Raw genomic sequence first — 25,629 nt, 5'->3', positions numbered from 1 at the left:
CGAAGGGCAGTCGTCCCGGATGGCCCTCACGGATTCCTGGCGGTCTGAACCTCCCGGCCGGCGGCGCGCTCGGCTGCGCGGACAATGATGTCGACGGTGAGCAATTGCGGCAGGACTTCGGCCTGCGCGCCCTTGCTGCCGGGATAGACCAGATAGAGCGGCACGCCGGCGCGGCCATGCTCGGCTAATGCGGCAGCGATCGCGGCATTGCGATTGGTCCAGTCGGCCTTGAGATAGGTGACGCCGAGCGCGGCGAAGGCGTCCTTGACGTCCTGCCGCGAGAGCGCGACGCGCTCATTGGCGAGGCAGGTGATGCACCAGGCCGCGGTGAAGTTGACGAAGACCGGCTTGCCTTGCGCCTGCAATTCGGCGACGCGCTCCGGCGACCAGACATCGCTCGCGCCGGCGCTGGCCGGGGCCTGCTTGGGCGGCACGGCACTTTCGATCACGAAGGCCGCCGTGGTGGTGACGAACAGGGCTGCGAGGCCGGCCGCAACGACGCGCAGGGCGGCCCCGCGGCGGCGCGTCACGCCGAGCAGCCAGACCGCGAACCCTGCGACCAGGATGGCGATCAGCGCGGCGAGCGCGCCGTTGGCCCCGGTCTGCATGGTCGCGACCCAGACCAGCCAGATCGCGGTCGCGAACATCGGGAAGGCGAAGCCCTGCTTCAGCACGACCATCCAGGGCCCGGGCTTGGGCAGCAGCCGCTGCAGGCCGGGCGCGAAGGAGAGCGCCACCACCGGCAGGGCAAAACCGAGTGCGAGTGCAAGGAAGATCGAGAGCGCCGCGGCGGGCGGCTGCGTCAGGGCATAACCCATCGCCGCGCCCATGAAGGGCGCGGTGCAGGGCGTCGCCACCACGACCGCGAGGGCTCCGGTCATGAAGGCGCCGACCGGGCCGCCGCGGCTGGCGAGCCCGTCGCCTAGTCCCTGGACCTTGCCGCCGATCTCGAAGGCGCCGAGCAGGTTGAAGCCGATCAGGCTCATCAGCACCGCGAGCAGGATGACCAGCGGCGGCGATTGCAGCTGGAAGCCCCAGCCGGCGCCGAGCGCGATCGCCAACCCGGCCAGCACCATGAAGGTGCCGACCACGCCGGCGAGGAACAGCAGCCCGTGCACGCGCACCTCGCTGCGGCTCGCCTGGGCGGCCTGGGCGAAGCCGAGCGCCTTGATGAACAGCACCGGCAGCACGCAGGGCATCAGGTTGAGGATCAGCCCGCCGGCAAAGGCGAAGGCCAGCGCGACCCAGATCGTCAGATCCTCGGCCGGCGGCGCCGGCAGGGTCGGCAACGTGACCACAGGCGGCGGGGCAGGCGGGGCGCTGGCCTGTGCCAGCAGATCGGGCGCGACATCGGCGCTGAGCGACAAGGCGCGCTTTGTGCCGCCCTGGCTGTAGGTGATGACGCCCTCGACGCTCGGCTCGGCGATCCGGAAGGCGCTGGAGCGTGCCAAGGTCAGCGTGCCGCCTTCGACCTGCTGGGCAGCGGCGTGCTCGATCAGCGTGTCGGAGAGCGGGAAATAGCGGAGCTCGCTGATTCCGGCCGGCAGCTCGGGGATGGCGAGCGTCATCTTGTCCGGTCCGTTCGCGGTCAGTTTCGCCCGGAACGGCGCCTCCTGCGGCAACCCCGCCAGCGTCCGCGCGATGCGCGCCTGCGCGGCGCTGTCGATGACCGGCTCGGCCGCGATCGGCAGATCGAGGCTCAGCACGCCCTCTTCGGGAATGCAGATCTTCTCGCAGACCAGCCAGGTCGCCTTGGCGGTGATGGCGAAGCGCTCGCCCGGTTTCGCCTCGGCCGGCACGCTGATCTCGACCGGCAGCAGCACCGTGCCGTCGAAGCCGAAATTGACCAGCGGCTCGAAGGCGATCGCCTTAGGCGCAGGCCACTGGATCGGCCCGGCCGTCGCGCCTTCCGGCAATTGCCAGTCGATCTTGGTCGGCTCGCCGGAATCGCCGGGATTGCGCCAATAGGTGTGCCAGCCGGCGGTGATCTTGTGCGCCAGCGCGAGGTGAAAGCGCTCGCCGGGCGCGACCGCGTCGCGGCTCGACAGCAAGGTGGCGACGACGCGCGGCGAGGTCACCGCCGTCGACTCCGCCGCCCATGCGGTGGCCGGGGTCAGCAGGGCGAGGGCGAGCGCTGCGCGCTTGAGCAGTGAGAACCCGTTACGGGCAGGCATATCGAGCGTAGACATGGCGGTTTTGATGCCCCCTTTCCCGCGTGATTGCCAATGACAAGCCGGTGAGAGCGGCAGGAAGCCGCAGGCTCCCGGACTTGCGCCCGCCTTTCAGCCCGCCCCCAGCCGCTCCCCTCGGTAGACGCCACTGCGGATTCGGTCCCACCAGTCGCGGTTCGCAAGATACCATGAGACGGTCTTCCTGAGCCCGCTCTCGAAACTCTCCTGCGGGCGCCAGCCGAGCTCGCGCTCGATCTTGGTGGCGTCGATCGCATAGCGCTGATCATGCCCCGGCCGGTCGGCGACGAAGGCGATCAGTCCCCTGCGCGGTCCTATGCCGGCATCGGGCGCAAGCTCGTCCATCAGCCCGCAGATCGCCTCGACCACCTGGAGATTGCTGCGTTCGGCCGAGCCGCCGACATTGTAGCTTTCGCCGATCTTGCCCTTCTCCGCGATCAGCGCGAGCGCTCTCGCATGGTCCTCGACATGCAGCCAGTCGCGGACATTGGCACCGCTGCCATAGACCGGCAGCGCCTTGCCCTCGAGCGCGTTGAGGATCATCAGCGGGATCAGCTTCTCGGGGAAGTGATAGGGCCCGTAATTGTTCGAGCAGTTGGAGAGCACGACCGGCAGCCCATAGGTATGGTGCCAGGCGCGCGCCAGATGGTCGGAGGCCGCCTTCGAGGCCGAATAGGGCGAATTCGGCTGATAGGGCGAGCTTTCCGTGAACAACCCCTCCGCGCCGAGCGAGCCGAAGACCTCGTCGGTCGAGATCTGGTGGAAGCGGAAGCCGGCCTGCGCCGCCGCCGGCAGCGAGCGATAATGCCGCAGCGTCTCCTGCAGCAGCACGAAGGAGCCGACGATATTGGTCTCGATGAAGGCGGCCGGTCCGTCGATCGAACGGTCGACATGGCTCTCGGCGGCAAGATGCATGACGATGTCGGGCGCGAATTCGGCGAAGGCGCGCCGCATCGCCGCCTGGTCGCCGATATCGGCCTGCAGGAAGGAGAGCCGCGGATCGTCCGCGACGGGCTTTAGATTGTCGCGATTGCCGGCATAGGTCAGCTTGTCGACGACCAGCACCTGATGCTGGGTCTGCCCGATCAGATGGCGCACGACCGCCGAGCCGATGAAGCCGGCTCCGCCAGTGACCAGATAGCGCTTCACCGGGCGGCCTCGTAGCTGAACGGGCTGTCGAAGCCGGCAAGGCCCGGCAGCACGGCATCCTTGCCCGAGAGCTGCGCTTCGCCGGGCGCGACCGGCCAGTCGATGGCGAGCGCCGGATCGTTCCAGGCGAGGCCGTCCTCGCATTCCGGCGCATAGGGGCCGTCGACCTTGTAGGCGACCTCGGTCGCGGGCTCGAGCGTGCAGAAGCCATGGGCGAAGCCATGCGGCACGAAGAGCTGCTCGCCCCCCTCGGCGGTCAGCGTCGCCGCGCACCATTTGCCATAGCTCGGCGAACCCCGGCGCAGATCGACCGCGACGTCGAAGATAGCCCCCTTCAGCACCCGCACCAGCTTGGCCTGCGGCACCGGCGGTGCCTGGAAATGCAGGCCGCGCACTACGCCGCGCAACGCCGAGAGCGACTGGTTGTCCTGCACGAAAACGGCGTCGATACCCGCCGTCGCGAAGGCCGCAGTGCTGTAGGTTTCCATGAAATAGCCGCGCGCATCGCCGAATTTCTTCGGGCGGACCAGCACGACCGCCGGGATGGCGAGGGGCTCGAAGGCGAATTTGCTCATGCTGCCGTTCAGCCCCGGCGCGTCGCCGCTGTCAACGCCCGCTTGCGATCCGCCCGCCGCTCATCGGCTCCGGCACGCCCGTGGTGAGCGGGAAGCTGATCGGCAGGCCGGCCTTGGCCCGCATCGCCAGAAAGGCGAAAAGCTCGGCCTCGATCGCATCGCCGCGCCAGCCCACCGCCTCTGCGGGGATCGCCTGCGCGCCGCTACGGACATTCAGGGCGGCCATGATCGCCGGATTGCGTCGTCCGCCGCCACAGACGATCAGTCGCTCCGGCCGGATCGGCAGCAGGTCGAGCCCGCGCCCGACGGCTCCGGCGGTGAAGGCGGTCAGCGTCGCCGCGCCATCCGCGAAGGAGAGGCCTTCGGCCATCGCCGCGGTGAAATCATGGCGGTCGAGCGATTTCGGATAGGGCGCGAACAGATAGGGGTGCGCGAGCAGCCGCGCGAGCCTCGCCTCGTCGACCTCGCCGGCCAGCGCGAAGGCGCCGTCGCGGTCCATCTCGCCCTTGCCGTGCCTGATGATCCAGTCGTTCAGCGGCGCATTGCCGGGCCCGGTGTCGAAGGCGACGATCCGTCCATAGCCGTCGATGGCGCTGAGATTGCCGACGCCGCCGAGATTGAGCACGGCCGTCTCGCTGCCCGCATCGAGGCCGCGCAACAGGGCCGCATGATAGCTCGCGGCCAGGGGCGCGCCCTGGCCGCCGGCCCGGACATCGGCGCTGCGCAGGTCGTAGACCACGTCGATGCCGAGCCGCTGCGCCATCAGCGCGCCGTCGCCGAGCTGGCGGGTATCGCCCTTGCGCTGCGGTGTCGGGGCGCGGTGCAGCACGGTCTGGCCGTGGAAGCCGATCGCGCAAACCTCCGAGGCCGCGATCCCCTCGGCCGCCAGGAATTCGGCGACGGCATCGGCCTGGGCCAGGGTCAGGGCACGCGTCGCCTCGGCGAAGATCGCAGGTTCGGGTCCTTCGAAGCGCCAGGCAAGTGCCGCCTCGACGGCCTGGGCCAGCAACTCGCGCACGCTGGCGGCGTAGGGCGCGAGCCGCCAGGGGCCGAATTCCGCGATCGTCTCGCCATCGCTGCGGATCGCGGCGATGTCGATGTTCCCGTCGAGAACCGTGCCGGTCATCAACCCGATCGCCCAGGGCGGTTGCATCCGGCAATCTCCTGCGAATCTGTCCGGCGCGATGGTTCGCATAAGCGGCGGATCGGCGCCAGCAGCAGGTTGTTCTGCCGCGATTCCTTCGCAATCCTGACCTAATCGGCGCATTAGTTGGTCATGTCGCCCGCCGGAGGCCATCCATGCTCACACGCCGTCTTGCCCTCGCCGCTTGCTTCGGCCTCGCGGTTGTGCCCGGCGCCTTCGCGCAGCCGCTCGGAGCTCCCGCGCCGATCGTGCCCGGCGGGCCGCCTCCGCCGCTGCCCGGGCCCGGCGGGGCCGCTCCGATGCCACCGGGCGGCATCGCGCCGCGACCGCCCCGGCCGCCGCGCCTCGAAATCGAGGAGGAGGAGGGGATCAGCGAGCGCCAGGCGGTACGGATCGCCCGGCGCCGAGGCATGGTCGAGGTCGAGCGCGTGCGCCGCGGGCGCGATGTCTGGATCGTCACCGGCACGGACGGCTATGGCGACGACATGCGCATCGTCATCGGTGACGATGGCGAGGTCCTCGACATCCGCCGCGACTAGAGCTCCGCCGAGAAGGGGAAGCCGCTCTTCGGGTCAGACCGATGCGATAGGACGCTCGGGACTTTCGGAGCTGAGCCGGTCGGGGCAGGGTGGCCTGAACGGAGCATTTGTGCCCCGGCGGCCATCGGCCTGACCGTCTTCAGCCGACCAGCAAAGCGGCGTCGAAAGCATCCTGCAGCATCTGCTGGCACTGCCTCGCCTGCTCGCGCGCCCCTTCGTGCAGGATGTGCGGCGCGATGTCCCTGAGGTCGCGCAGGGCGAAATCGATCGCCGACAACAGGTCGAGCGCATCGCCATCGCTTTCGGCGACGACCGGCTTCAACGGACGAAACTGCAGGACCTGACCCATAACGCTCTCACGAACTGTAGCGAATCGCTCGCAACAGTCTCGTCCGGCATGGGTCATGAACTGGTTAACGCGGCGCCCGGCGCCAGTTAACGCGCGTTCCGTGCCTCAGTTCTTCTGCACGTTCCAGAACAGCATCACCGGTGCTGCCAGCACGCCGGAGACATTGCCGCGCCTGGCATAAGGTTGGTCGAACTGGCCGAGTACCCGGTAGGGCTGCATCTCGGCGAGCCTTTTGTGCAGCGCCTCGACGGCCGCCTTGCGAGCGGTATCGTCCGGCGCGTCGACCACGGCGCCGCGCAGCTTCTCGGCCTCCGCATCGCAAGGCCAGCCGGCCCAGGCCTTCTCGCAACCCATGTTGGTGCCGATATTGGTCATCGGCGACTGCATGGTCGCGCCCGAGGCGTAGGTCACGAACAGGTTCCAGCCGCCCTGATCCGGCGGGCTCTTGTTCTGCTGGCGGGTGGTGACGGTGCCCCAGTCCGAGAACTGTACCTCGACATTGACCCCCGCTTTCTTCAGCTGGGACGCCGCGACCTCGGCCATCCGGCCGATGGCGGCGATGTCGTTGCTGGTGGTCAGCACCAGCTTCTCGCCCTTGTAGCCGGCCTCGGCCAGAAGCTGCTTCGCCTTGTCGAGGTCGGGCTTGGCGTAGCCTTCCGTGCCGGCCTGCGTGCCGTTGGGGCCACCGCAGATGAAATAGGCGTTGCAGCGCTTCCACCATTCCTCGTCGCCGAAGCCGCCGGCCAGGAACTCGGCCTGGTCGGTGGCGTAGGCGAGGGCGAGGCGCGCCTTCGGATTGTCGAAGGGCGGGTGCAGGCTGTTCGGGCGCAGCATCACCTGGTTGGCGAGGTTGGAATAGCGCTCGACCTTGACATCCTTCGCGCCGGAGACGACCGGGATCAGATCCTGGCTCGGCTGCTCCCAGATGTCGATCTCGCCGGTCTGCAGGGCAGCCGCAGCCGTCGCCGCGTCCGGCATGATCACCCATTCGACCCGGTCGACCTTGACGACCCGCCCGCCGGCGAGCCCGTCGGCCGGCTCGGAACGCGGCACATAATCGGGATTCCTGTCGTAGACGACCTTGGCGCCGCTGCGCCATTCGGCGCGGTTGAATTTGAACGGGCCGGAGCCGATCGTCTCGGTCACCGGCTTCATCGGGTCGGTCGCGGCATCGGCCTCGCGCATGATCACCGGGATCTGGCCAACCGCTGAGCCGAGCGCGAAGGGCACCAGCGCCATCGGCTTCTTCAGCTTGAGCACGAAGGTCTTGTCGTCCTTCGCCTCCATGCCTTCGGTGTATTCGCCGAGCTTGCCGCCGATCGTGTCGCGTTTCATCCAGCGGCTCAGCGAGGCGATGACGTCGCGCGTCGTCACCGGCTGGCCGTCATGGAACTTCAGGCCGGGGCGCAGCGTAAAGGTCCAGGACAGCCCGTCCGGCGCGGTCGAGAAGCTCTCGACCATTTGCGGCTTCGGCTGGAGGCTGGCGTCCCAGGCGAACAGGGTCTCGTAGATCATCAGCCCATGCATGCGGGTGATCACGATCGAGGCGGCGACGGGGTCGAGCGTCTTAAGATCGGCATGCGGCGCGACGCGCAGCACGTTCTTCGGCGCCGGCTGGGCCAGGGCCGGCGCAGCTAGGAGCAGCGCGGCCGTGCCGATCATGGCGGCGAAGCGGGAAGCGATCATGGCGTGGCTCCGTCAATGAGGCGGTCGAAATGCAGGATGCGCGAACGGTGGCCGGCGAGGCGCAAGCTTCCGTCCGGCTGCAGCCAGAAGCAAGGCCGATGCCGCCAGGGGCCGTGCGCGAGGTCGGCGAGCGCCCGCCCACCGGGCAGCGGCGTCAGCACCGTCTCGATGCTGGAACCCGCCCAGGGCAGGCGAGCGCTGCCATCGCCGCGGATCAGGATCTCGGTACCGAGATTCTTGTCGCGCCAATGCCCTGGGAGGCGCGGATCGAGCGGGGTTGCACCCGGCACGCGCTGGAGCCGGCGCGGCATGCCGCCGATCAGGCCCTCGATCGCATCCGCGCCGCTGCGCGTCAGCCGGACGTCGAGATAGGCCGGCAGGCTGCGCATTCCGCCGGAGCCGTCGCAGACGAGCTTCTCGTAACCACCCATGAAGCTGATCGCATCCGCGCCGAACTCAGCCCAGAACGGCCCATCCTCCGCCGCGAACAGCCCGTTCGGCATCTGCTCTGCCGGTTCCGGCAGGGACTGCCCGAGCAGGGCGGCCAGCACGCGCAGCGTCGGCCACAGCGCCTCCTCCTCGCGATTGCCGAGCAGGACGACGCCGACCCCTTGTTCGGGGGCCATCAGGACATGGTTGCGATAGCCCGGCAGCGAGCCGCCATGGCCGAGCAGGTGGACATCGCCGAGCGAGCTCGCGACGAGGCCGAGCCGGTAGAGGCTGGCGCTGCCATCGGCGAAGGTGCGCGGCGCCGCCAGCCGATCGAGCAGGCCGGCGAAGGCTTCGCGGCCGGCGAGAAGGGCCGAAGCCCAGCGCGCCAGCGCGGCGGCGCTGCCCGCCATGCCGCCCGAGGCCGAGAAGTTGAAGCCGTAGCGCCCGCGCCGCCAGGCATCGCCTTCGCGCCAATAGCCGGTCGCCAGCCCGTCGACGACCTCGCTCTCGTCGCGAACGAAGCGGATGGGCAGGCCGAGCGGCGCCATCAGGCTTTCGACCAGCCGGGCATAGCTTTCGCCGCTGTGCTGCTCGAGCACCGCCTGGGCGAGGCGCCAGCCGGTGTTGGAATAGGCCATCTCGGTGCCGGGCTCGGCGTTGAGCGCCGGAAAGGCCCGAGCCCGCGCCAGGATCTCGTCAGAGCCGAGGCTGGCGGTGAATGGCACGCCCTGTTGCCAGAAGGCTTCCATCGTGTCGGGCAGGGCGCCGGTCATGTCGAGCGCCCGTGCCAGCGGCACGGCGGCGAGCGCCGGCGGCGCCCCAGTCAGCAGCCTGCCGAGCGGCTCCTCCAACGGCACGCCGGCGCGCAGCAGCAATGCAGCGCAGATATGCTTGCTGATCGAGGCGAGCCGGTTCGGCGTGTCCGGCGTGAAGGGCAAACGGTGCTCGATTGCGGCGAAGCCGCCGCTCGCGACCTCGCGGATGCCGTCGCGGTCGAACAGCACGATCGCGCCGCCCGGCCCGCCCTCGCGCGTCCAGGCTTCGGCGATGGTCGTCGCCTCGCTGCGCGCGCCGCTCCAGTCGAGCATCCCGTTCCTCCTGCCGGCTCCGGAGCGAAGCCCGCCCGGATTTTCAGCGCAACGACAGCCCGGGCGCAATCGCGCAGTCATGCGTCAGCGGCAGGGCCAGACGATCTCATTGGGTCGTGGCGCTTCGCGTCTGACATCTTTGTATGCAAGAATGCAGCGTTGCTTCCAGCTGCGGCCTGGCCGCGCCGGTCGTGCAGCGCAAGAACAAGAGGCGGCGCTTGCCGCAAGGGATCGGAGACATCGGGATGAGCGAAGCGGTCGGTTTCATCGGGCTGGGATTGATGGGGGCGGGCTTCTGCAAGCGTCTCCTCGCGAGCGGCCGGAAGGTTGTGGGCTTCGATCTCGACCCGGCAAGGCGCAGCGAGGCGCAGGCACTGGGCGTGGAGATCGTCGCCTCACCGGCCGAGGTCGCGCGTCGGACCCGGCTGATCGGCATCGCCGTCACCACGACCAAGGCCGTCGATGCGGTGGTTTCGGGCGTCGATGGCGTGCTCGGCGCCGCTTCGGCGGGCACGATCGTCATCGATTTCTCGACCACCGAGATCGCCGTCACCAAGAAGCTCGCCGCCGCGCTGGCGGCGAAGGGCGTCGCCTTCATCGATGCGCCGGTCTCCGGCGGGCCGCCGGCAGCGGAGGCGGGCACGCTCGCCATCATGGCCGGTGGAACCAAAGAGGCCATCGAGGCGGCGCGCCCGCTGGCCGAGTGCCTCGGGCTCTTCACCCATATGGGCGATGTCGGTGCCGGCCAAGCGACCAAGCTGGTCAATCAGGCGCTGTGCCTGACCAATTACTGCATCGTCGCCGAGGGCTTGCGCCTCGCCGAGGCCTATGGCGTCGACGCCAGCCGGATCCCGGCCGCCCTGGCGCCCGGCCTCGGCAATTCGGCGGTGCTGCAGGTGATGATGCCGCGCATGATCGCCCAGGATTTCGCGCCGCGCGGCTATGCCCGCCAGGTGCTCAAGGATCTGGAAATGCTGACCGAGGCCGGCCGCGAGCACCATCTCGCCATGCCGATGGTGGCGCAGGCGACGACGCTCTTCCGCATGCTGATCGGCCAGGGGCATAGCGAGCTCGACGGCATCGCCGTGGTCAAGGTCCTGCCGGAGGTGGCTCCGCCGGCTGCCTGAGGCGCGTCTCAGTCGGCGGAGCCGCGATCTGCTTCCGCCGACTGCACGACAGCCAGCCCATTGGCGAAATGCTGGCGCATCAGGGCGGCGAGGCGCTCGCCATCGCGGGCACCGAGCGCCGCGAACATCGCGTCATGCTCGCGCATGGCGGCGTGCCAACGCCCGCCCTGGAGGTTGGGCAGATATTTCGCGCGCTCGACCCGCGGCGCCATCCGCTCCCAGATGTCGAGCAGGACGGGATTGCGTGCCGCCTCGATGATCGCCCGGTGGATCTGCTGGTTCAGCGCGAAATATTCGGGCAGCTCGCCGCGCGCATGATGCCGTCCCATCTGCGCGTGCAGCAGGCCGATCCCGGCGATTTCCTCATCGGTGAGGGCCCTGCAGGCGAGGCGCGCGGCGAGCGCCTCCAGCGTCGAGACGACGTCGAACAGCGCGACGATGTCGTCGAGACTCAAGGCCGCGACCTCGGCCCCGCGATTCTGCGAGAGCGCGACCAGGCCCTGCGCCGCCAGTGTCCGCAACGCCTCGCGCAGGGGCGTGCGCGATACGCCGAGCCGGTCGCAGAGCTCCTGCTCGCGCAGCTTCTGCCCGGGCGGCAGCGCGCCGCTGACGATCATCCGGCGCAAGGCCTCTACGGTCGCGACATGCAGCCGGCCCTTGCGGCGCGGCGCCTCGCCCGCCCCTTCCGCGCCTTCGGTGACCGTGACGCTCATCTGCGCGCTCCCCCGGCGGAACGGATCCCGATCGCCGCTCCCGCTTGACGCTTGGTCAGGCTTGTATGCAAAATGACCGGGCTCAACAAGGACCGCGCAAAGCGGCGCAGGGGAGAGAAGCGTCCGGGCCGCCATGCCGCAGCAGATCCGCCATCGCACGCCGTCGCTCCGCGCCGCATCGGGCCACGCGCCCGCTCACGCGCCGATCCCGGCCGCCAGCGGCGGAGATCTCTGCCGGAACGACGACCGGATATCGCGACAATCATAGCGGAAAAAGCCAGGCGAGAACGGGAGGAGTTGTCATGCTGCGTCGGCGCGAAGTCTTAGTGGGCGCGGGAGCGCTCGCAAGTGCCCATTTCGTAGGCCTCGGTGGCGCGTCGGCGCAGCAGGTCAAGCTGCGCTACGCCCATGTCGGTTCGGAAGGCGACATCCAGTACTGGTATGGCGACGAGGCCGGCAAGCGCATTCCCAAGGCGACCGGCGACCGCGTCCAGGTTCAGGTCTTCCCGAATTCGCAGCTCGGCGGCGTGCAGGAGCTGATCGACGGCGTGCGCTCGGGTGCGATCTCGATGGGCCATCACGAATTCGCCTCGCTGGCCCGTCTCTCCAAGGATATCGCCGTCTTCAACGCGCCTTTCATCTATCGTGACGGCGCCCATGCGCTGGCGGCGACCGACCCGCAGAAGTCGGAAGTCCTGATCGAGTTCAACGACAAGCTCGCCAAGGATGGCGGCATGCGCATCGTCGGACGCGTCTTCCGCGGCGCACGCCAGATGACCGCGAAGATGGCCGTGCGCTCACCGGCCGATCTGCAGGGCAAGCCCTTTCGCGGCGTGCCGCTGCAGCTCTGGACGACGATGATCAAGGGCTTCGGCGCGATCCCGACTCCGGTCGAGGTGGCCGAGCTGCCGACCGCGCTGATGACCGGCATGGTTGTCGGTCAGGAAAATCCGCTGACCATGATCAACGCCAACAAGCTCTACGAGGTGCAGACCCATGTCATGCTGACCGGGCATATGCAGAACGTGCTGCCGGTCTTCATCAATGAGCGCGTCTGGCAGGGCATCGGCCCCGACGATCGCAAGGCTGTCTACGGGATCTTCGAGACCCTGGCGCAGGAGACGTTGCAGCAGGCCAACAAGGCCGAGCAAGACCTGATCGGCGAGCTCAAGAAGAAGGGCATGACCTTCGTCACCGAGCAGGACGGGCTCAAGCTGGCCGAGTTCCGCGAGCGGGTGATTGCCGAGGTCAACAAGGACTTCCCGAGCTGGAAGCCCTATATCGAGCGCATCGCCGCGGTGAAGTGACGCTTCGCCATGCCGCCGGGCGGCAAGCCGCCCGGCCTCCCTGCTCCAGCCGGCGAGTTCCATGACCGATCAGCATGTCCAGCCGCAGGATGTCGGCGCGCCCCTCGCGATCGACCGGCTCCTGCGGCCGATCCGCAACGTCTTCCGCTATGCCGCCGTCGCCATGCTGGTCCTGATGCTCGCCCTGCCGGCGCTTCAGGTGGTGCTGCGGCAGATCTTCCAGGCGCCATTCATCGGCTCGGAGGAACTGACCCGCTTCATGCTGATCGGCGTCGTCTTCACCGCGCTGCCCTATGTCGTCGCCTCCGGCACCAATATCCGCATGGAGGAGGTTCTGATCATGTTGTCGGAGCGGACGCGCTCCCTTTTTGCCGCGGTGATCTCGCTCACCGCCATGCTCGGCTTCGGCATCGCCGGCCTGGCGGTGATGGTCGCAACCCTCGCCAATCTCGACAATGCGACGCCGACACTCGGCATCCCATACTGGATTTTCTTCTCCGCTGCTCTGTTCGGCTTCGTCCTCGCGGCCATCGAATCTGCCGTCCAGCTCTGGAAGGCGCTGAAGGGCCACCCGCCCTATGTCCGCTTCTCCGACGAGATCAGCGACGAGCCCGAGCCGCATATCGCCTGAGGCCGGGCCGGCCGCCTCACCCTTCCCGCGACGCAGGAACGCGACGGCACGATGACGCTCCTTCTCCTCGGCTCCTTCACGCTGCTTTTTCTCTTCGGTTGGCCGGTGGTGCTCGCGGTGATGCTGCCGGCGATCGCCTATGTGCTCTGGAACGGCTTTCCGCTCGAACTCGTCGGGCAGCGTATGGTCTATGCGCTCGATTCCTTCCCGCTGGTCGCGGTGCCGATCTTCATCTTCGTCGGCAATCTGATGAACCAGGCCGGCATCACCGAGCGCATCTACCGCTTCTCCTCGACGCTGGTGGCGCGCATCCATGGCGGGCTGGCGCAGGTCAACATCTTCGCCAGCCTCGTCTTCTCCGGGATGAGCGGGGCGGCGCTCGCCGATGTCGGCGGGCTCGGCCGCATCGAGGTCAAGGCGATGACCAGCCATGGCTTCAAGCGCGAGTTTGCGGGCGCGCTGACCTGCGCTTCGGCGATCGTCGGACCGATCTTCCCGCCGAGCATCCCGCTGATCATCTATGGCTCGGTCACCAATGTCTCGATCGTGCAATTGCTGATCGCCGGCATCGTCCCGGCCCTGATCTGCGTCGCGATGTTGATGATCACCGTCGCCATCCTGGCCTGGTTCCGCAATTTTCCGCGGGCTGCGCGCTGGCCGACCTTGCGTGAGCTCTGGGACTCTTTCCTGCCGGCCCTGCCGGCGCTGCTGACGCCGGTGCTGCTGATCTGCGGCATGCTGGTCGGCTGGTTCACGCCGACCGAGGCGGCCTCGGTCACCGTCGCCTATGTGATCTTCATCAGCGCGGTGATCTACCGGACGCTGACCTGGCATCATCTGCTCGTCTCGGCCTATGAAACGCTGAAGAGCACCGCGGCGATCCTGATCATCGTCTCGGCCGCGGCCCTGTTCGGCTGGATCATGGCGATCGAGCAGATCCCGCAGACCGTGGCGCGCGAACTGCTCTCGCTCAGCCGCGACCCGCTGATGCTGCTCTTGATCGTCAACCTCCTGCTGCTGGTCGTCGGCATGTTCCTGGACTCGACGACGGCGACGCTGCTGGTGATCCCGATCATCGCCGGGCCGCTGCACATGGCGGGCGTCGATCCCGTCCATCTCGGCATCGTCGCGATCTTCAATCTGATGCTCGGGCTGCTGACTCCGCCCATGGGGCTGGCGCTTTTCCTGATCTCGGACATCGCCAAGGTTTCGATGCGGGCCGTGCTGAAGGAGATGATCCCGTTCTACATCCCGCTGGTCGGCACGCTCGTCATCATCACGCTTTTCCCCGAGCTGACGCTCTGGCTGCCGAAGATGCTGCGCTGAGACGAGCCTTGAAGCCGGATGATTTCTCGGCGGACGGGTTTCCGTCGTCCCGGGGGCAGGCCCGGGATGACGCTCCAATATGAGGAACGCGCCGAGACCGACTAGCCACGCCGATATTCGACGAGCCGCGCGCTGGCGATGCTGGCATGTGCTTCGATCGCAGCGCCCGTCCGCAGGCGCTCGATCAGAAAGCCGCCGCAGGCCAGCGCCAGTTCCTGGATCGGCATGGCGATCGCGGTCAGTTCGCCCTGCCACCAGGAGAAGGAAGGTTCGTCGCCGAAGCCGACGATCGCGGGCCCGCGACCCTCGCGCCGGGCGATGGCTTGCAGCACAGCTCCCGTCAGCTGAACGGCTCCGGTGATGATCGCGCTCGGCGGCTCGGCCTCCGCGAGCACGGCGGCGGTGGCGGCGGCACCGAACCCCGGATCGGCGGGCGGCCCGAGATGCTCGCTTCCCAAAGCAGGGTCGAGCCCGGCCTCCTCGAAAGCGCGGCGGAAGCCGGCGAGCCGCGCGGCGCCGGTCGAATAATCGCTGGTCCCGCCGATATAGGCGATTCGGCGATGACCGTGCGCGATGAGATGGGCCGTCCCGGCGCGCAGGCTCTCCTCGTCGTCGATGCCGAACCAGGCCGGCGAGAGGACGGAGACGCGCCGCAGCAGCTGGACATGCGGGATGCGCGCCAGCATCGCGCAGGTCTCGGGCTGCGGGGCAGGGGTCGGAACGATGACGATGCCGGCCGCCCGCGCGCTCGCCAGCTGCCGGACATGGCGGGCCTCGGTTTCGGGGCTGTCGGCGATCGAGATGACGAGCTGGTAGCCGGCGGCATCGCAGCAGGCCGACAGCGCGTCGGCGATGGTGGCATAGAAGCTGTTGCGGATGTCCGGCAGCATCAGCCCGATCAGCCGGCTCGATCCGCCGCGCATCATCTGCGCTGGCAGGTTCTCGACATAGCCCAGGCGCTGCGCCGCTTCGCGCACCAAGAGCTTCATGCGCTGGCTGATGCGCGGATCATCGGCGAGCGCCCGGCCGACCGTCGAGACGGCGACGCCGAGGCTCTCCGCCACCTGTCGGGCCGTCACCATGCCGGTCCCGCGCGCCGCCATGGCCTCAGGCCGCGGCTTCGGGTGCGATCTGGTGCAGCAGAGGCTCGCCGGTTTCGAGACGCCGGCAGTTCTCCAGCGCCACGGCGAGGCTGCGCTCGAAGGTCTGCGGCGTCAGCCAGGCGACATGCGGCGTCGCGACCAGGGTCGGGCAGGCGGCGAGGGGGCCGGGCTCGGTCATCGGCTCGCGCGCGAACACGTCGAGCCCGGCGCCGGCGAGGTGGCCGCTCAGCAGCGCCTCGGCGAGGGCGGCCTGATCGACCAGTTCGCCGCGGGCGGTGTTGATCAGGATCGCGCCCTTCTTCAGCTGGGCGATGCGCGCCCGATCGAACATCTGTCTCGTCTCGGCGGTCAGCGGCAGATGCAGCGAGAGGATGTCGCTGGTCGCGAGCAATTCGTCGAATGGCAGGGCGGTGGCGATGGCGTCTGGTCTGGGGCTGCGGTTCCAGAAGCAGACTTCGGCGCCGAGCGCCTGCAAGGCCGGCGTCAGGCGCTGCGGCACGCCGCCATAGCCGGCGAAGCCGATCCGGCTGCCGCCGATCTCGCCGAGGCCGATCGCATCCTCGACGCCGATCTGCCAGCCCCGTCCGGCGCGGGTCGCGGCGTCGAAGGCCGCGACCCGGCGCAATGTCGCGAGCATCAGTGTCAGCGTGTGCTCGGCGACCGCGGCCGTATTGGTTCCCGGCATGTTGGCGACTGCGATGCCAGCCTTTTCCGCGGCAGCGCGGTCGATCGTGTTGACGCCGACGCCGACCTTCTGGATCAGCCGCAGTTTCGGCGCCATCGCGATCATCGCTGCCGTCACCGGCGTCAGGACATGCAGCAGCACCTCGCAATCGGCGATTTCGCGGGCGAATCCGGCCTCGTCGCGCTGGTCGACGACGGCGATCCGCGGCGAGGCGATCGCAGCGAGCCGCGCTTGCAGGGCTGCGCCGGGCGAGAAGTGGAACAGCGCCTTCATCGGCTCAGCTCCGGCCGTGGGCGAAGGGCAGGGCGTCCCAGCCGGCAAAGCGCGCCTCGCTGCCCAGCTCTTCCTCGATGCGCAGCATCTCGTTCCATTTCGCCATGCGCTCGGAGCGGGTGAAGGAGCCGACCTTGAACTGGCCGGCATCCCAGCCGACGGCAAGATGCGCGATGGTGACGTCCTCGGTTTCGCCTGAGCGGGCCGAGACGATGGTGCCGAAGCCGGCCACCTTGCCGGCGTCGAGCGCCGCGCGGGTGCCGGTCACGGTGCCGGACTGGTTCGGCTTGATCAGCACGGCGTTCAGCGCCTTGCTCGCCGCCGCGGCTTCGACGCGGGCTGCATTGGTGACGAGGAAATCGTCGCCGATGATCTGGCAGCGCTCGCCGTAAAGGGCGGTGAAGGCCTTGAAGCCCTCGGCATCGTCCTCGGCCAGCGGGTCCTCGATCGAAATGATCGGATAGCTCTCGAGCCAGCTTCCGAGCAGCGCGATCATCCCGGCGGAATCGAGTTCCCGCTGTTCCAGCGCCAGCTTGTAGGCGCCGTTGCGGCCGAATTCCGAGGCGGCGATGTCGAGCGAGATCGCGACCTCTGCGCCCGCCTTGAAGCCGGCGTTCTCGATGGCGCGCATCAGCGTGTCCAGCGCCTCCTCATTCGAGGCGAAGGCCGGCCAGAAGCCGCCCTCGTCGGCGACGCCCTGCAGCTTGCCGGCCTGTTTCATCAGCGCGCCGGCGGCGCGGTAGACCTCGGCGGTCCAGTCCAGTGCCTGCGCGAACGAATTCGCCGCCGGGCACATCACCATGAAGTCCTGAACGTCGACGCGCCGTGCCGCATGGGCGCCGCCGCCAAAGATCTGGATCTCGGGCAGCGGGATGCGTACCGGCCGGCCGGCCGACAAATGGCGCCAGAGCGGCTGGCCACTCGCATTTGCCGCGGCGTGGAGCACTGCCATCGAGGTCGCGACCACGGCGTTGCCGCCGAGCCGGCCGAGATTCACCGAGCCGTCGAGCGCGATCAGGGCGGCGTCGATGCCGCCCTGATCGCCGGCATCCCGGCCGGTCAGGGCGGCGGCGATCTCGCCATTGACCGCGGCGACCGCGCCGGTGACGTCGAGCCCGCCAAAGGCCGCGCCGCCATCGCGCCGGTCGAGAGCCTCGCCGCTGCCGGTCGAGGCGCCGGCCGGGGCGATGGCCCGTCCCCGAACGCCGCTCTTCAGCACGACATCGGCCTCGACGGTCGGCCGTCCCCTGGAATCCCAGACCCGGCGGCCACGGACGGCAGCGATCCTCGTATCGGTCATCGGGAAATCTCCTCGCTCCAGAGCTGGCGAATGGTCGAAAGGCGCGCCAGCGGCGTCGCGATCAGCTGGCGGGCGACGCGCCGGACACGGTCCTTGTCGGCGTCGGCGCTGATATATTCGGCCGGTGATTTGCCATCGACACGGGCCAGGAACAGGGCGGGGAGCAGTCGCGCGACGCGCGCCTCGATTGACGCGCGCGGCTCCCAGTCGACTCCCGCGAGATAGCTCTCGGCCAGAGCATCGAAGCAGGCGAGGAAGCCGACGCTTGCGCCTGGCGTCCATAGGCATTTCAGCAGGAGGTGATTGAGGCAGAAGGCGAGATCGAAAGCCGGCTCACCATTCCAGGCGCATTCGGCATCGAGGATCACGGGGCCGTGCGGGCCGACCAGGATGTTCTTCGGACTGACGTCGCCATGGACCAGGGCCACCTTGGCGGCGAGCGTCTCGGCGGCCAGGGCGAGCAGCGGCGCGGCTAGGTCGGTATGGACGCGCGCCGTCGCTTCCAGATAGGGCTCGATCCGGATCGAGTGGAAGGTTGCGTCATTGGCGAAACGCCGGGCGATTTCTGCCGAGCCCTGCGTGCCCGCATGGATCGCCGCGATCACCGCTCCGAGCCTGGCCGCGAAGGCCGGGTCGGCGCGGCCAGCATGCAATTCCTGCTTCCAGACCGGATGGTCGGCGGGGTCGAGATAATTCATCGCGAAGATGCCGGCCTTAGCGTCGCTGGCGAGGATCCCGGGAACGGCGCCCGGTGCGATCCGGCCGGCTTCGCGCAGCCAGTCGACCTCGCTGGCATTGCGCGAGACCGGCGCCAGCCAGGTCTGGGCGACGCGCATCTGTGCCAGCGCCTTCTTGACGACGAAGACCCGCCCGTCGCTCTCGACCTTCCAGATGTCGGAGGCGACACCACCGGTGAGCGGTGTCATCCGCGCCTTTGCGACGTCTTCGACCAATTCCGCATCGCTCAGGAAGCGGCTGATCTCTGCTGGAGCCTGCGCCAAGTCGAGCCTCGCTTGCTTGCAGTCAAGGGCGGCGCCTTGACGTCGCATGTTCAATGCTAACGATAGCGCAAAGGCCCCATCGTCGCTGCCCCTGTCAAGCGCCTGCCGGCTTTCGCCGCCAGCCAGCAACAGGTCTCGGCTGCGGATTGCGGTGCAACTGCGCAGGCTGGTTTGCGGATTGCCGGAGCAGGCGCCAGATTGGCGCCTCGGCAGTGGTGTTTCGCCGATTCGGCAGGGCGCAGCGAGATGTCGCTGTGCGCCGGGCGGATTTGCCTGGGGGTGCCCTGGCCGCGCCGCACGAGGCCCGCGGAACATGCAGACCGCAGGCCGGTTGGAGACGACAACCGTTCGAGAGGTGATGATGACACGCGCTATCCGATTTGCCGCCGCAGCGGCCCTGGTCACGCTGGTTGCGGGCTGCGTTTCGCAGTCGCGGCAGGTCGCTCCGCAGGTTTCTCCGCAAGCTAAGCGCATCGTCGCCGATGGTGCCGGCGGCTATGTCCTGCCCGACGGCACGCGCGTCGAGGTCGACCCCGCCGGCGGGTTCACCCTGCCCAACGGCGCCTATGTCCGGCGTGACGCCTCGGGTGCCTTGAATTTGCCTAACGGCGCGCGCTGCGTGCCGCAGGGCCGCAGCGGCTATCTCTGCCCCTGACGGCAGGAGATCCGCCTCCTCGATTGCCGTTTCGGCTTTCGCCGGACGATCAAGGGCGCGACGCCGAACCACGTCGCGCCCGAAGCGTGAAAATGCCGAAAATCAGTATTGTCGATGTATAATTTGTCGACTGAGTTGGTTCGCCTTCTGCTTGCCGCTTTGATCGGGGTTTTTCCGTAGAAAATTTGTGCCGGGGAGGCTAGACAGTGTCGTCTGCCGATCACATAGTCTCATTAGAAAAGATATAGTTTGAGACCCAGTTAGCGAGGCGTATGGCCTGCGATCGGGGAGCTATGGCGATGTCCGAGAATGTCAGTACCGGAACCGGTGAGGCTCGCACTCGGCGTGATGAAATTCTGGCCTTCATCATCCTTGCCGTCGTGATCTGGCCGCTCATCGCCGTCGGTATCGTCGGCGGCTATGGCTTCCTCATCTGGATGTCGCAACTGGTCCTTGGACCGCCCGGGCCTCCGGCGTGAGGTGCGGGTCATGGCTACGGGAACTCCGGATCTCGGCAGACGCGGCTTCCTGACGGGCCGCCTTGCCCCAGCGCGCGACGCTGTCCAACCACCCTGGACCCGCTTCGAGAAGCTCGTCGCCGCCTGCACCGGCTGCGGCGCCTGCATCGACGCGTGCCCGCAGGCGATCGTCCGGATGGGGCCGGGGCGCTGGCCACAGATCGATTTCAGCCGCAATGAATGCACCTTCTGTGGCAAATGCGCCGAAGCCTGCCCCGAGCCGGTGTTCGACCGTACCTTGCCGGCCTTCCCGCATGTCGTCGCGATCGGTGAGGCCTGCTTCGCTGCGCGCGGCGTCGTCTGCCAGAGCTGCGGGGATGCCTGCCCGGAAGGCGCGATCCGTTTTCGTCCCCGGCTCGGCGGCCCGGCCTTGCCGGAGCTCGCGGCCGATCGCTGCACCAGTTGCGGCGCCTGCATCTCGACCTGCCCCGCGGACGCGATCGCCATCGCCGTGCCGATAGCGGAGGCCGTCCATGTCTGATCGTGCTCAGCCCCGCCTCGTCCACATATCGAGCGCTGTCGTCTCGGCCTTCCCGGAACGCTGCGCCGAGGTCGTAGCCCGGATCGAAGCCATCCCCGACACCGAGGTGCATCGGGTCGAGGGCGGCAAGATCGTGATCGTGATGGAAGGCGCGAGCACCGGCGAGATCGGTGGGCGCCTAACCGAGATCGCGCTTTTCGACGGCGTACTGTCAGCAAACATGGTCTTCGAGCAGATCGAAGAACTCGACGACATCGGAGTGAACTCATGACCCTGTCCCGTCGCGAGATGCTGAAGGCGCAGGCGGCCGGCGTCGCCGCTCTCGCTGCCAATATGAGCGTTCCGGCCGAGGCGCAGCCGGTCACCGGCGGCGTCGACAGCCTTCAGATCAAATGGTCCAAGGCGCCCTGCCGCTTCTGCGGCACCGGCTGCGGCGTCATGGTCGGCGTCAAGGAAGGCAAGGTCATCGCCACCCATGGCGACATGAAGGCCGACGTCAATCGCGGCCTCAACTGCATCAAGGGCTATTTCCTCTCGAAGATCATGTATGGCAGCGACCGGCTGACCCAGCCGCTGCTGCGCAAGAAGAACGGCGTCTACGCCAAGGATGGCGAGTTCACCCCGGTTTCCTGGGAGGAGGCCTTCGACACCATGGCCGCCAAGGCCAAGGCGACGCTGAAGGCCAAGGGACCGACCGCGCTCGGCATGTTCGGCTCGGGCCAGTGGACGATCTTCGAGGGCTATGCCGCGACCAAGCTGATGCGGGCCGGCTTCCGCTCCAACAACCTCGACCCCAATGCGCGCCACTGCATGGCCTCGGCCGCCTACGCCTTCATGCGCACCTTCGGCATGGACGAGCCGATGGGCTGCTACGATGATTTCGAGCATGCCGACGCCTTCGTGCTCTGGGGCTCGAACATGGCGGAGATGCACCCGATCCTCTGGACCAGGGTGACGGATCGTCGGCTCGGCCAGCCGCATGTCAAGGTCGCGGTGCTCTCGACCTTCACCCATCGCAGCTCCGACCTCGCCGACATCCCGATCGTGTTCAAGCCGGGCACCGACCTGGCGATCCTGAACTACATCGCCAACCACATCATCTCGACCGGCCGGGTGAACAAGGAGTTCGTCGAGAAGCACACCACCTTCGTCAAGGGCGCGACCGAGATCGGCTATGGCCTGCGGCCGGACGATCCGCGCGAGGTCAAGGCCAGGAAGGCGGCCGATCCGGCCGCGACCACGCCGAGCGACTTCCAGGCCTATGCCGACTTCGTCAAGGACTACACGCTGGAGAAGGTCTCGGCGCTCACCGGCGTCGAGCCCGGCTTCCTGCAGCAGCTCGCCGAGCTCTATGCCGATCCCAAGCGCAAGGTCGTCTCGCTCTGGACCATGGGCTTCAACCAGCATGTGCGCGGCGTCTGGGCCAACCAGCTCGTCTACAACCTGCATCTCCTGACAGGTAAGATCTCCGAGCCCGGCAACAGCCCGTTCTCGCTGACCGGCCAGCCTTCGGCCTGCGGCACCGCTCGGGAGGTCGGCACCTTCGCCCACCGCCTGCCGGCGGACATGACGGTGACCAATCCCGAGCATCGCAAGCACACCGAGGAGATCTGGCGCGTCCCGCCCGGCATCATCCCGGAGAAGCCGGGCTACCACGCCGTCGAGCAGGACCGCATGCTCAAGGACGGCAAGCTGAATTTCTACTGGATCCAGGTCAACAACAACCTCCAGGCGGCGCCCAATAGTTCCGGCGAGACCTATCCGGGCTATCGCAATCCCGAGAACTTCATCGTCGTCTCCGACGCCTATCCGACCGTGACCGCGCTGGCGGCCGACCTGATCTTGCCGGCGGCGATGTGGGTCGAGAAGGAGGGCGCCTACGGCAATGCCGAGCGGCGCACCCATGTCTGGCACCAGCTCGTCAACGCGCCGGGCCAGGCTCGCTCCGATCTCTGGCAGCTCATGGAATTCTCCAAGCGCTTCACCACCGACGAGGTCTGGCCGCCGGAGATTCTCGACGCCAACCCGAACTATCGCGGCAAGACCCTGTTCGACGTGCTGTTCCGCAACGGCAATGTCGACAAGTTCGCGCTGTCGGAGACCAGCCCCGACTACGAGAACCAGGAATCCAAGGATTTCGGCTTCTACGTCCACAAGGGCCTGTTCGAGGAATATGCCAGCTTCGGCCGCGGCCATGGCCATGATCTCGGGCCTTACGAGCTCTATCACGAGGTCCGCGGCCTGCGCTGGCCGGTGGTCGACGGCAAGGAGACGCTCTGGCGCTATCGCGAGGGGCTCGACCCCTATGTGAAGCCGGGCAAGGGCTTCGAGTTCTACGGCAACAAGGACGGCAAGGCCCGCATCATCGCGGTGCCCTACGAGCCGCCGGCGGAATCGCCGGATGGTGAATACGATCTCTGGCTGGTCACCGGCCGTGTGCTCGAGCACTGGCATTCCGGCTCGATGACCATGCGCGTGCCCGAGCTCTACAAGGCTTTCCCCGGGGCCCGCTGCTTCATGCATCCCGAGGACGCCCGCAAGCGCGGGCTCAACCAGGGCGCCGAGATCAGGCTGATCTCGCGGCGCGGCGAGATGCGCACCCGCGTCGAGACGCGCGGGCGCAACCGCATGCCGCCCGGCGTCGTCTTCGTGCCCTGGTTCGACGCCAGCCAGCTGATCAACAAGACGACGCTGGACGCCACCGATCCCATCTCCAAGCAGACGGATTTCAAGAAATGCGCGGTCAAGATCGTTCCGGTCACCGCCTGATGCGCGCGCGGACCGTCCTCGGGGCCGCGCTGGCGGCCTGCATCGTCCTGGTCTTCGGGGCAGCCTTCTCGCAGGAGGGGGCGCCGGTGAAGATCGTTCCGCGGCTGACCGGCACGGCCCAGCCCATGGAGCTGGACAGGGTTCCGGCGCTGGGGCGCCCGGTCGTCGACGACGTCAGGCGGATGCGGAACTATCCGGAGCAGCCGCCGGTGATTCCGCATGCGATCGACGGCTACCAGCTGACGCTCAACACCAATCGCTGCATGGATTGCCATAAGCGCGAGTTCACCGAGGGCTCCGGCGCCCCGATGATCAGCGTCACGCATTTTCAGGATCGCGATGGCCAGGTGCTCTCCGACGTGACGCCGCGGCGCTATTTCTGTACCGCCTGCCATGTCCAGCAGACCGATGTGCCGCCTTTGGTCCAGAATACCTTCCAGGACGCCAAAGACATTGGCCGCAAGCGATAACGGGGCGGCGTGATGGCAAAGCTCAAGGCTCTGTTTCTCTGGTGCTGGAACCGGGTGCTCTGGTTCTGGCGCATCATCAGCCGGCCCAGCGCCTATCTCAGCCTCGGCTTCCTGACGGTCGGCGGCTTCATCTGCGGGGTGCTGTTCTGGGGCGGCTTCAACACCGCGCTCGAGGTCACCAACACCGAGAAGTTCTGCATCTCCTGTCACGAGATGCGCGACAACGTCTATCAGGAGCTGACCCAGACGGTGCACTTCTCCAACCGGTCGGGCGTGCGCGCCAGCTGCCCGGACTGCCATGTTCCGCATAACTGGACCGACAAGATCGCCCGCAAGATGCAGGCCTCGAAGGAGGTCTGGGGCAAGATCTTCGGGACGATCTCGACGCGCGAGAAGTTCCTCAACATGCGCCTCGAGCTCGCCAAGCACGAATGGTCGCGCCTCAAGGCCAACGACTCCCTGGAATGCCGCAACTGCCACTCCTCGGTGGCGATGGACTTCACCAAGCAGACACGCCGGGCGGCCGATATCCATAGCCGCTTCCTGACCACGGGCGAGAAGACCTGCATCGACTGCCACAAGGGCATCGCGCATCTGCTTCCCGACATGACAGGCATCGAGCCCGGCTGGAAGGACAAGCCGGAGCTTCAGGGCAAGACCACGAGCTCCTATCATGGACCCGAGCGCGAGATGCGGGCCTATCTCGCAGATCTGCCCTCAAAGTAAGGGCGGCGCACTTTCAGCCATGTCGGCCTGAACGCAAAGAGGGCCCCGGTATGTGCCGGGGCCCTCTTCCTTTATTTCAGCGCTGAGCCAGCGATCAGTTCTTGGGCTGCTGGGCCTTCTTGCGTTCCAGCGCCTCGGCCTCGCGCTTGGCTTCCGCCTCGTAACTGCGCTTGTTGAACGGCGTGCCCGACTTCTCGGCGACCTCGCGCACCACGCCCCATTTCTCCTTATAGGTGATCGGGACGTAGCGGTCCTCGCCGTTGAACTCCTTCTTCTCCTCATCCGTGAACTTGTAGCTGAAGAAGCATTCGCGGATCTTCGCCGCCAGTTCCGGCTTCAGGTCATGGGCGTGGACATAGCCGTTCGTCGGGAAGACCTCGCTGGTGTAGAGCACGCGGAAATCATCGCGCTTGATCGTGCCGCGCGCGACCATCCGCTCGAAGACATCGTCGGCGACTGCCGCCATGTCGTAGTCGCCATGGTTGACGCCGAGGATCGACTTGTCGTGCCCGCCCGACATCAGCGGCTTGTAGTCATTGTCCGGGGTCAGGCCGAGCGGCGGGAACAGCACGCGTGGCGCGAGATTGCCCGAATTCGAGGAGGGCGAGGTATGCGCGACCTTCTTGCCCTTGAGATCCGCCATCGATTTGTAGGGGCTGCTCGCCTTGACCAGCGCGACCAGCTTGTAGCCGCGCGGCCCGGCTTCCGAGCCGCCGGCGGCGAAGGGCACCGCGCCCGCCATGTTGACGGCGAAGGCGGTCGGACCGGTCGAGAAGCCGGCGACATGCAGCCGGCCTGAGCGCATGGCCTCGATCTGCGAGGTGTTCGACTGGACCGAGAAATACACCACCTTGCGGCCGATGCAGGTGTTGAGATGCGTCACGAACGGCTTGAGCAGGTTGGCATAGATCGCGGGATCCTCGACCGGCGTATAGGCGAAGACCAGGGTCGAAGGGTCCTTCTGCTTGGCAGGGTCGGTCGGGGTGTCGGCGACGAGGTCATTGTTGGCGTCGCAATACTGGTCGTCGAGCTGTCCACGTTTGGGACAGGCGTCCTGGGCCTGAGCGCCGAACGAGGTCAAGGCGATGGCGGCGACGGAGCCGAGAATGGCGGCTCTGGCTGGATTGGCGAATTTCATCTTGAACCTCCCGAGACAATGCGGCGCGACCATTCTGCCGCCGCGGCTTCTGGCCGGATTCTTTGCCGGCGTCAGAATCAGAATTCCTGGACAAATGTCTCTCGGTCAATACTTATGTGCCGAATTATTGCGGCCCGCCCTGTCCAGGCCGCTTTATCCGGCTCGCGTACGAGCCTTCTGCCCGGGTCGCGGGCGGCGAACGCCTCCGGCTGGCGGCCGGTTTCGGTGATCTCCGGGGCGGATCGCAAGGCGCCT

Annotated in this window: 25 protein-coding genes; 12 read left to right on the top strand and 13 right to left on the bottom strand. The window is 67.7% G+C overall.

The window, feature by feature from the left end; translation table 11 throughout:
- Positions 1 to 26: 26 nt before the first annotated feature.
- The 4 genes from J0J10_RS08415 to J0J10_RS08400 form a co-directional block, all read right to left on the bottom strand.
- The gene (locus J0J10_RS08415) at positions 27 to 2,189 is read right to left on the bottom strand and encodes a protein-disulfide reductase DsbD family protein (protein ID WP_291646079.1); all 2,163 of its coding nucleotides are present in this window, start codon (positions 2,187 to 2,189) and stop codon (positions 27 to 29) included.
- A 93-nt stretch (positions 2,190 to 2,282) separates the two neighbouring features.
- On the bottom strand, positions 2,283 to 3,338 hold the full coding sequence (gene rfbB, locus J0J10_RS08410; RefSeq protein WP_291646078.1) for a dTDP-glucose 4,6-dehydratase: 1,056 nt from the start codon (positions 3,336 to 3,338) through the stop codon (positions 2,283 to 2,285).
- Positions 3,335 to 3,913, bottom strand: coding sequence for a dTDP-4-dehydrorhamnose 3,5-epimerase (rfbC, locus tag J0J10_RS08405; protein WP_291646077.1), 579 nt, complete (start codon positions 3,911 to 3,913; stop codon positions 3,335 to 3,337). Before rfbC ends, rfbB begins: the two co-directional genes overlap by 4 nt.
- Positions 3,914 to 3,944: 31 nt before the next feature.
- Positions 3,945 to 5,066: an anhydro-N-acetylmuramic acid kinase gene (locus tag J0J10_RS08400; RefSeq protein WP_291646076.1), complete on the bottom strand. Its 1,122-nt coding sequence runs from the start codon at positions 5,064 to 5,066 to the stop codon at positions 3,945 to 3,947.
- Between the two features lie 146 nt (positions 5,067 to 5,212).
- Between J0J10_RS08400 and J0J10_RS08395 the strand changes: the two genes are divergently transcribed.
- Positions 5,213 to 5,596 carry a hypothetical protein gene (locus J0J10_RS08395; RefSeq protein ID WP_291635699.1) on the top strand — a complete coding sequence of 128 codons (384 nt, stop codon included), beginning with the start codon at positions 5,213 to 5,215 and terminating at the stop codon, positions 5,594 to 5,596.
- 139 nt (positions 5,597 to 5,735) lie between these two features.
- Here the strand turns inward: J0J10_RS08395 and J0J10_RS08390 are convergent, their stop codons facing one another.
- From J0J10_RS08390 to J0J10_RS08380, 3 genes are all read right to left on the bottom strand, one after another.
- The gene (locus J0J10_RS08390) at positions 5,736 to 5,945 is read right to left on the bottom strand and encodes a hypothetical protein (protein WP_291646075.1); all 210 of its coding nucleotides are present in this window, start codon (positions 5,943 to 5,945) and stop codon (positions 5,736 to 5,738) included.
- A gap of 105 nt (positions 5,946 to 6,050) precedes the next feature.
- Positions 6,051 to 7,631, bottom strand: a complete 1,581-nt coding sequence (locus J0J10_RS08385) for an ABC transporter substrate-binding protein (RefSeq protein WP_291646074.1) — start codon at positions 7,629 to 7,631, stop codon at positions 6,051 to 6,053.
- Complete coding sequence (locus J0J10_RS08380) at positions 7,628 to 9,151, bottom strand: serine hydrolase domain-containing protein (RefSeq protein ID WP_291646073.1); 1,524 nt, start codon at positions 9,149 to 9,151, stop codon at positions 7,628 to 7,630. Before J0J10_RS08380 ends, J0J10_RS08385 begins: the two co-directional genes overlap by 4 nt.
- 245 nt (positions 9,152 to 9,396) lie before the next feature.
- Here J0J10_RS08380 and J0J10_RS08375 point away from each other — a divergent pair, with 245 nt between their 5' ends.
- Positions 9,397 to 10,278 carry an NAD(P)-dependent oxidoreductase gene (locus tag J0J10_RS08375; protein ID WP_291646072.1) on the top strand — a complete coding sequence of 294 codons (882 nt, stop codon included), beginning with the start codon at positions 9,397 to 9,399 and terminating at the stop codon, positions 10,276 to 10,278.
- Between the two features lie 8 nt (positions 10,279 to 10,286).
- Here the strand turns inward: J0J10_RS08375 and J0J10_RS08370 are convergent, their stop codons facing one another.
- On the bottom strand, positions 10,287 to 10,991 hold the full coding sequence (locus tag J0J10_RS08370) for a GntR family transcriptional regulator (RefSeq protein WP_291646071.1): 705 nt from the start codon (positions 10,989 to 10,991) through the stop codon (positions 10,287 to 10,289).
- Between the two features lie 302 nt (positions 10,992 to 11,293).
- On the opposite strand from J0J10_RS08370, the gene J0J10_RS08365 reads away from it, so the two are divergent.
- From J0J10_RS08365 to J0J10_RS08355, 3 genes are all read left to right on the top strand, one after another.
- A complete protein-coding gene (locus J0J10_RS08365; RefSeq protein ID WP_291646070.1) occupies positions 11,294 to 12,298 on the top strand; it encodes a TRAP transporter substrate-binding protein in 1,005 nt (334 codons plus the stop codon).
- A gap of 61 nt (positions 12,299 to 12,359) precedes the next feature.
- Entirely contained in the window at positions 12,360 to 12,929 is a 570-nt protein-coding gene (locus J0J10_RS08360; RefSeq protein ID WP_291646069.1) for a TRAP transporter small permease, read from the top strand.
- Between the two features lie 51 nt (positions 12,930 to 12,980).
- Entirely contained in the window at positions 12,981 to 14,255 is a 1,275-nt protein-coding gene (locus J0J10_RS08355; protein ID WP_291646068.1) for a TRAP transporter large permease, read from the top strand.
- Positions 14,256 to 14,356: 101 nt separating this feature from the next.
- On the opposite strand, the gene J0J10_RS08350 is transcribed toward J0J10_RS08355, so the two are convergent.
- Genes J0J10_RS08350 through J0J10_RS08335 form a run of 4 tightly spaced genes read right to left on the bottom strand, consistent with a single transcriptional unit; the run spans position 14,357 to position 18,617 of the window.
- On the bottom strand, positions 14,357 to 15,358 hold the full coding sequence (locus J0J10_RS08350) for a LacI family DNA-binding transcriptional regulator (protein ID WP_291646067.1): 1,002 nt from the start codon (positions 15,356 to 15,358) through the stop codon (positions 14,357 to 14,359).
- A gap of 4 nt (positions 15,359 to 15,362) precedes the next feature.
- Complete coding sequence (locus tag J0J10_RS08345; protein WP_291646066.1) at positions 15,363 to 16,316, bottom strand: NAD(P)-dependent oxidoreductase; 954 nt, start codon at positions 16,314 to 16,316, stop codon at positions 15,363 to 15,365.
- Positions 16,317 to 16,320: 4 nt separating this feature from the next.
- Positions 16,321 to 17,616: a phosphopyruvate hydratase gene (gene eno, locus J0J10_RS08340; protein ID WP_291646065.1), complete on the bottom strand. Its 1,296-nt coding sequence runs from the start codon at positions 17,614 to 17,616 to the stop codon at positions 16,321 to 16,323.
- Positions 17,613 to 18,617 (bottom strand): phosphotransferase, encoded by a 1,005-nt coding sequence (locus J0J10_RS08335; RefSeq protein ID WP_291646064.1) that lies wholly within the window; start codon positions 18,615 to 18,617, stop codon positions 17,613 to 17,615. The genes eno and J0J10_RS08335 overlap by 4 nt, the downstream gene beginning before the upstream one ends.
- A 361-nt stretch (positions 18,618 to 18,978) precedes the next feature.
- Between J0J10_RS08335 and J0J10_RS08330 the strand changes: the two genes are divergently transcribed.
- The 7 genes from J0J10_RS08330 to J0J10_RS08300 all read left to right on the top strand — a co-directional run bounded on the left by J0J10_RS08330 (position 18,979) and on the right by J0J10_RS08300 (position 24,236).
- Positions 18,979 to 19,272, top strand: coding sequence for a hypothetical protein (locus J0J10_RS08330; protein WP_291646063.1), 294 nt, complete (start codon positions 18,979 to 18,981; stop codon positions 19,270 to 19,272).
- Positions 19,273 to 19,571: 299 nt separating this feature from the next.
- Positions 19,572 to 19,751 carry a periplasmic nitrate reductase, NapE protein gene (napE, locus tag J0J10_RS08325; protein ID WP_291639715.1) on the top strand — a complete coding sequence of 60 codons (180 nt, stop codon included), beginning with the start codon at positions 19,572 to 19,574 and terminating at the stop codon, positions 19,749 to 19,751.
- 10 nt (positions 19,752 to 19,761) lie between these two features.
- On the top strand, positions 19,762 to 20,271 hold the full coding sequence (gene napF / locus J0J10_RS08320; protein ID WP_291646062.1) for a ferredoxin-type protein NapF: 510 nt from the start codon (positions 19,762 to 19,764) through the stop codon (positions 20,269 to 20,271).
- Positions 20,264 to 20,542 carry a chaperone NapD gene (locus tag J0J10_RS08315; RefSeq protein WP_291646061.1) on the top strand — a complete coding sequence of 93 codons (279 nt, stop codon included), beginning with the start codon at positions 20,264 to 20,266 and terminating at the stop codon, positions 20,540 to 20,542. Before napF ends, J0J10_RS08315 begins: the two co-directional genes overlap by 8 nt.
- The gene (gene napA / locus J0J10_RS08310) at positions 20,539 to 23,040 is read left to right on the top strand and encodes a periplasmic nitrate reductase subunit alpha (RefSeq protein WP_291646060.1); all 2,502 of its coding nucleotides are present in this window, start codon (positions 20,539 to 20,541) and stop codon (positions 23,038 to 23,040) included. Before J0J10_RS08315 ends, napA begins: the two co-directional genes overlap by 4 nt.
- Positions 23,007 to 23,510 (top strand): nitrate reductase cytochrome c-type subunit, encoded by a 504-nt coding sequence (locus J0J10_RS08305; protein WP_291646059.1) that lies wholly within the window; start codon positions 23,007 to 23,009, stop codon positions 23,508 to 23,510. Before napA ends, J0J10_RS08305 begins: the two co-directional genes overlap by 34 nt.
- A gap of 12 nt (positions 23,511 to 23,522) precedes the next feature.
- The gene (locus tag J0J10_RS08300; protein ID WP_291646058.1) at positions 23,523 to 24,236 is read left to right on the top strand and encodes a cytochrome c3 family protein; all 714 of its coding nucleotides are present in this window, start codon (positions 23,523 to 23,525) and stop codon (positions 24,234 to 24,236) included.
- 94 nt (positions 24,237 to 24,330) lie between these two features.
- On the opposite strand, the gene phnD is transcribed toward J0J10_RS08300, so the two are convergent.
- The gene (gene phnD, locus J0J10_RS08295; protein WP_291646057.1) at positions 24,331 to 25,374 is read right to left on the bottom strand and encodes a phosphate/phosphite/phosphonate ABC transporter substrate-binding protein; all 1,044 of its coding nucleotides are present in this window, start codon (positions 25,372 to 25,374) and stop codon (positions 24,331 to 24,333) included.
- Positions 25,375 to 25,629: the final 255 nt, after the last annotated feature.

Source organism: Allobosea sp. (assembly GCF_017308075.1).
Taxonomy (GTDB): Bacteria; Pseudomonadota; Alphaproteobacteria; order Rhizobiales; family Beijerinckiaceae; genus Allobosea.
This window is presented reverse-complemented; position numbering and strand designations above follow the sequence as displayed.

Excerpts from the sequence above, each read along its gene's own strand:
- J0J10_RS08300 (WP_291646058.1), top strand. The coding sequence starts at position 23,523 with ATGGCAAAGCTCAAGGCTCTGTTTCTCTGGTGCTGGAACCGGGTGCTC.
- J0J10_RS08305 (WP_291646059.1), top strand. The coding sequence starts at position 23,007 with ATGCGCGGTCAAGATCGTTCCGGTCACCGCCTGATGCGCGCGCGGACC.
- J0J10_RS08380 (WP_291646073.1), bottom strand. The coding sequence starts at position 9,151 with ATGCTCGACTGGAGCGGCGCGCGCAGCGAGGCGACGACCATCGCCGAA.
- J0J10_RS08365 (WP_291646070.1), top strand. The coding sequence starts at position 11,294 with ATGCTGCGTCGGCGCGAAGTCTTAGTGGGCGCGGGAGCGCTCGCAAGT.
- rfbC (WP_291646077.1), bottom strand. The coding sequence starts at position 3,913 with ATGAGCAAATTCGCCTTCGAGCCCCTCGCCATCCCGGCGGTCGTGCTG.
- napA (WP_291646060.1), top strand. The coding sequence starts at position 20,539 with ATGACCCTGTCCCGTCGCGAGATGCTGAAGGCGCAGGCGGCCGGCGTC.
- napE (WP_291639715.1), top strand. The coding sequence starts at position 19,572 with ATGTCCGAGAATGTCAGTACCGGAACCGGTGAGGCTCGCACTCGGCGT.
- eno (WP_291646065.1), bottom strand. The coding sequence starts at position 17,616 with ATGACCGATACGAGGATCGCTGCCGTCCGTGGCCGCCGGGTCTGGGAT.
- J0J10_RS08415 (WP_291646079.1), bottom strand. The coding sequence starts at position 2,189 with ATGTCTACGCTCGATATGCCTGCCCGTAACGGGTTCTCACTGCTCAAG.
- J0J10_RS08400 (WP_291646076.1), bottom strand. The coding sequence starts at position 5,066 with ATGCAACCGCCCTGGGCGATCGGGTTGATGACCGGCACGGTTCTCGAC.
- J0J10_RS08395 (WP_291635699.1), top strand. The coding sequence starts at position 5,213 with ATGCTCACACGCCGTCTTGCCCTCGCCGCTTGCTTCGGCCTCGCGGTT.
- J0J10_RS08315 (WP_291646061.1), top strand. The coding sequence starts at position 20,264 with ATGTCTGATCGTGCTCAGCCCCGCCTCGTCCACATATCGAGCGCTGTC.
- J0J10_RS08375 (WP_291646072.1), top strand. The coding sequence starts at position 9,397 with ATGAGCGAAGCGGTCGGTTTCATCGGGCTGGGATTGATGGGGGCGGGC.
- J0J10_RS08345 (WP_291646066.1), bottom strand. The coding sequence starts at position 16,316 with ATGAAGGCGCTGTTCCACTTCTCGCCCGGCGCAGCCCTGCAAGCGCGG.
- J0J10_RS08330 (WP_291646063.1), top strand. The coding sequence starts at position 18,979 with ATGACACGCGCTATCCGATTTGCCGCCGCAGCGGCCCTGGTCACGCTG.
- J0J10_RS08355 (WP_291646068.1), top strand. The coding sequence starts at position 12,981 with ATGACGCTCCTTCTCCTCGGCTCCTTCACGCTGCTTTTTCTCTTCGGT.
- J0J10_RS08385 (WP_291646074.1), bottom strand. The coding sequence starts at position 7,631 with ATGATCGCTTCCCGCTTCGCCGCCATGATCGGCACGGCCGCGCTGCTC.
- phnD (WP_291646057.1), bottom strand. The coding sequence starts at position 25,374 with ATGAAATTCGCCAATCCAGCCAGAGCCGCCATTCTCGGCTCCGTCGCC.
- J0J10_RS08360 (WP_291646069.1), top strand. The coding sequence starts at position 12,360 with ATGACCGATCAGCATGTCCAGCCGCAGGATGTCGGCGCGCCCCTCGCG.
- J0J10_RS08390 (WP_291646075.1), bottom strand. The coding sequence starts at position 5,945 with ATGGGTCAGGTCCTGCAGTTTCGTCCGTTGAAGCCGGTCGTCGCCGAA.
- J0J10_RS08370 (WP_291646071.1), bottom strand. The coding sequence starts at position 10,991 with ATGAGCGTCACGGTCACCGAAGGCGCGGAAGGGGCGGGCGAGGCGCCG.
- napF (WP_291646062.1), top strand. The coding sequence starts at position 19,762 with ATGGCTACGGGAACTCCGGATCTCGGCAGACGCGGCTTCCTGACGGGC.
- J0J10_RS08350 (WP_291646067.1), bottom strand. The coding sequence starts at position 15,358 with ATGGCGGCGCGCGGGACCGGCATGGTGACGGCCCGACAGGTGGCGGAG.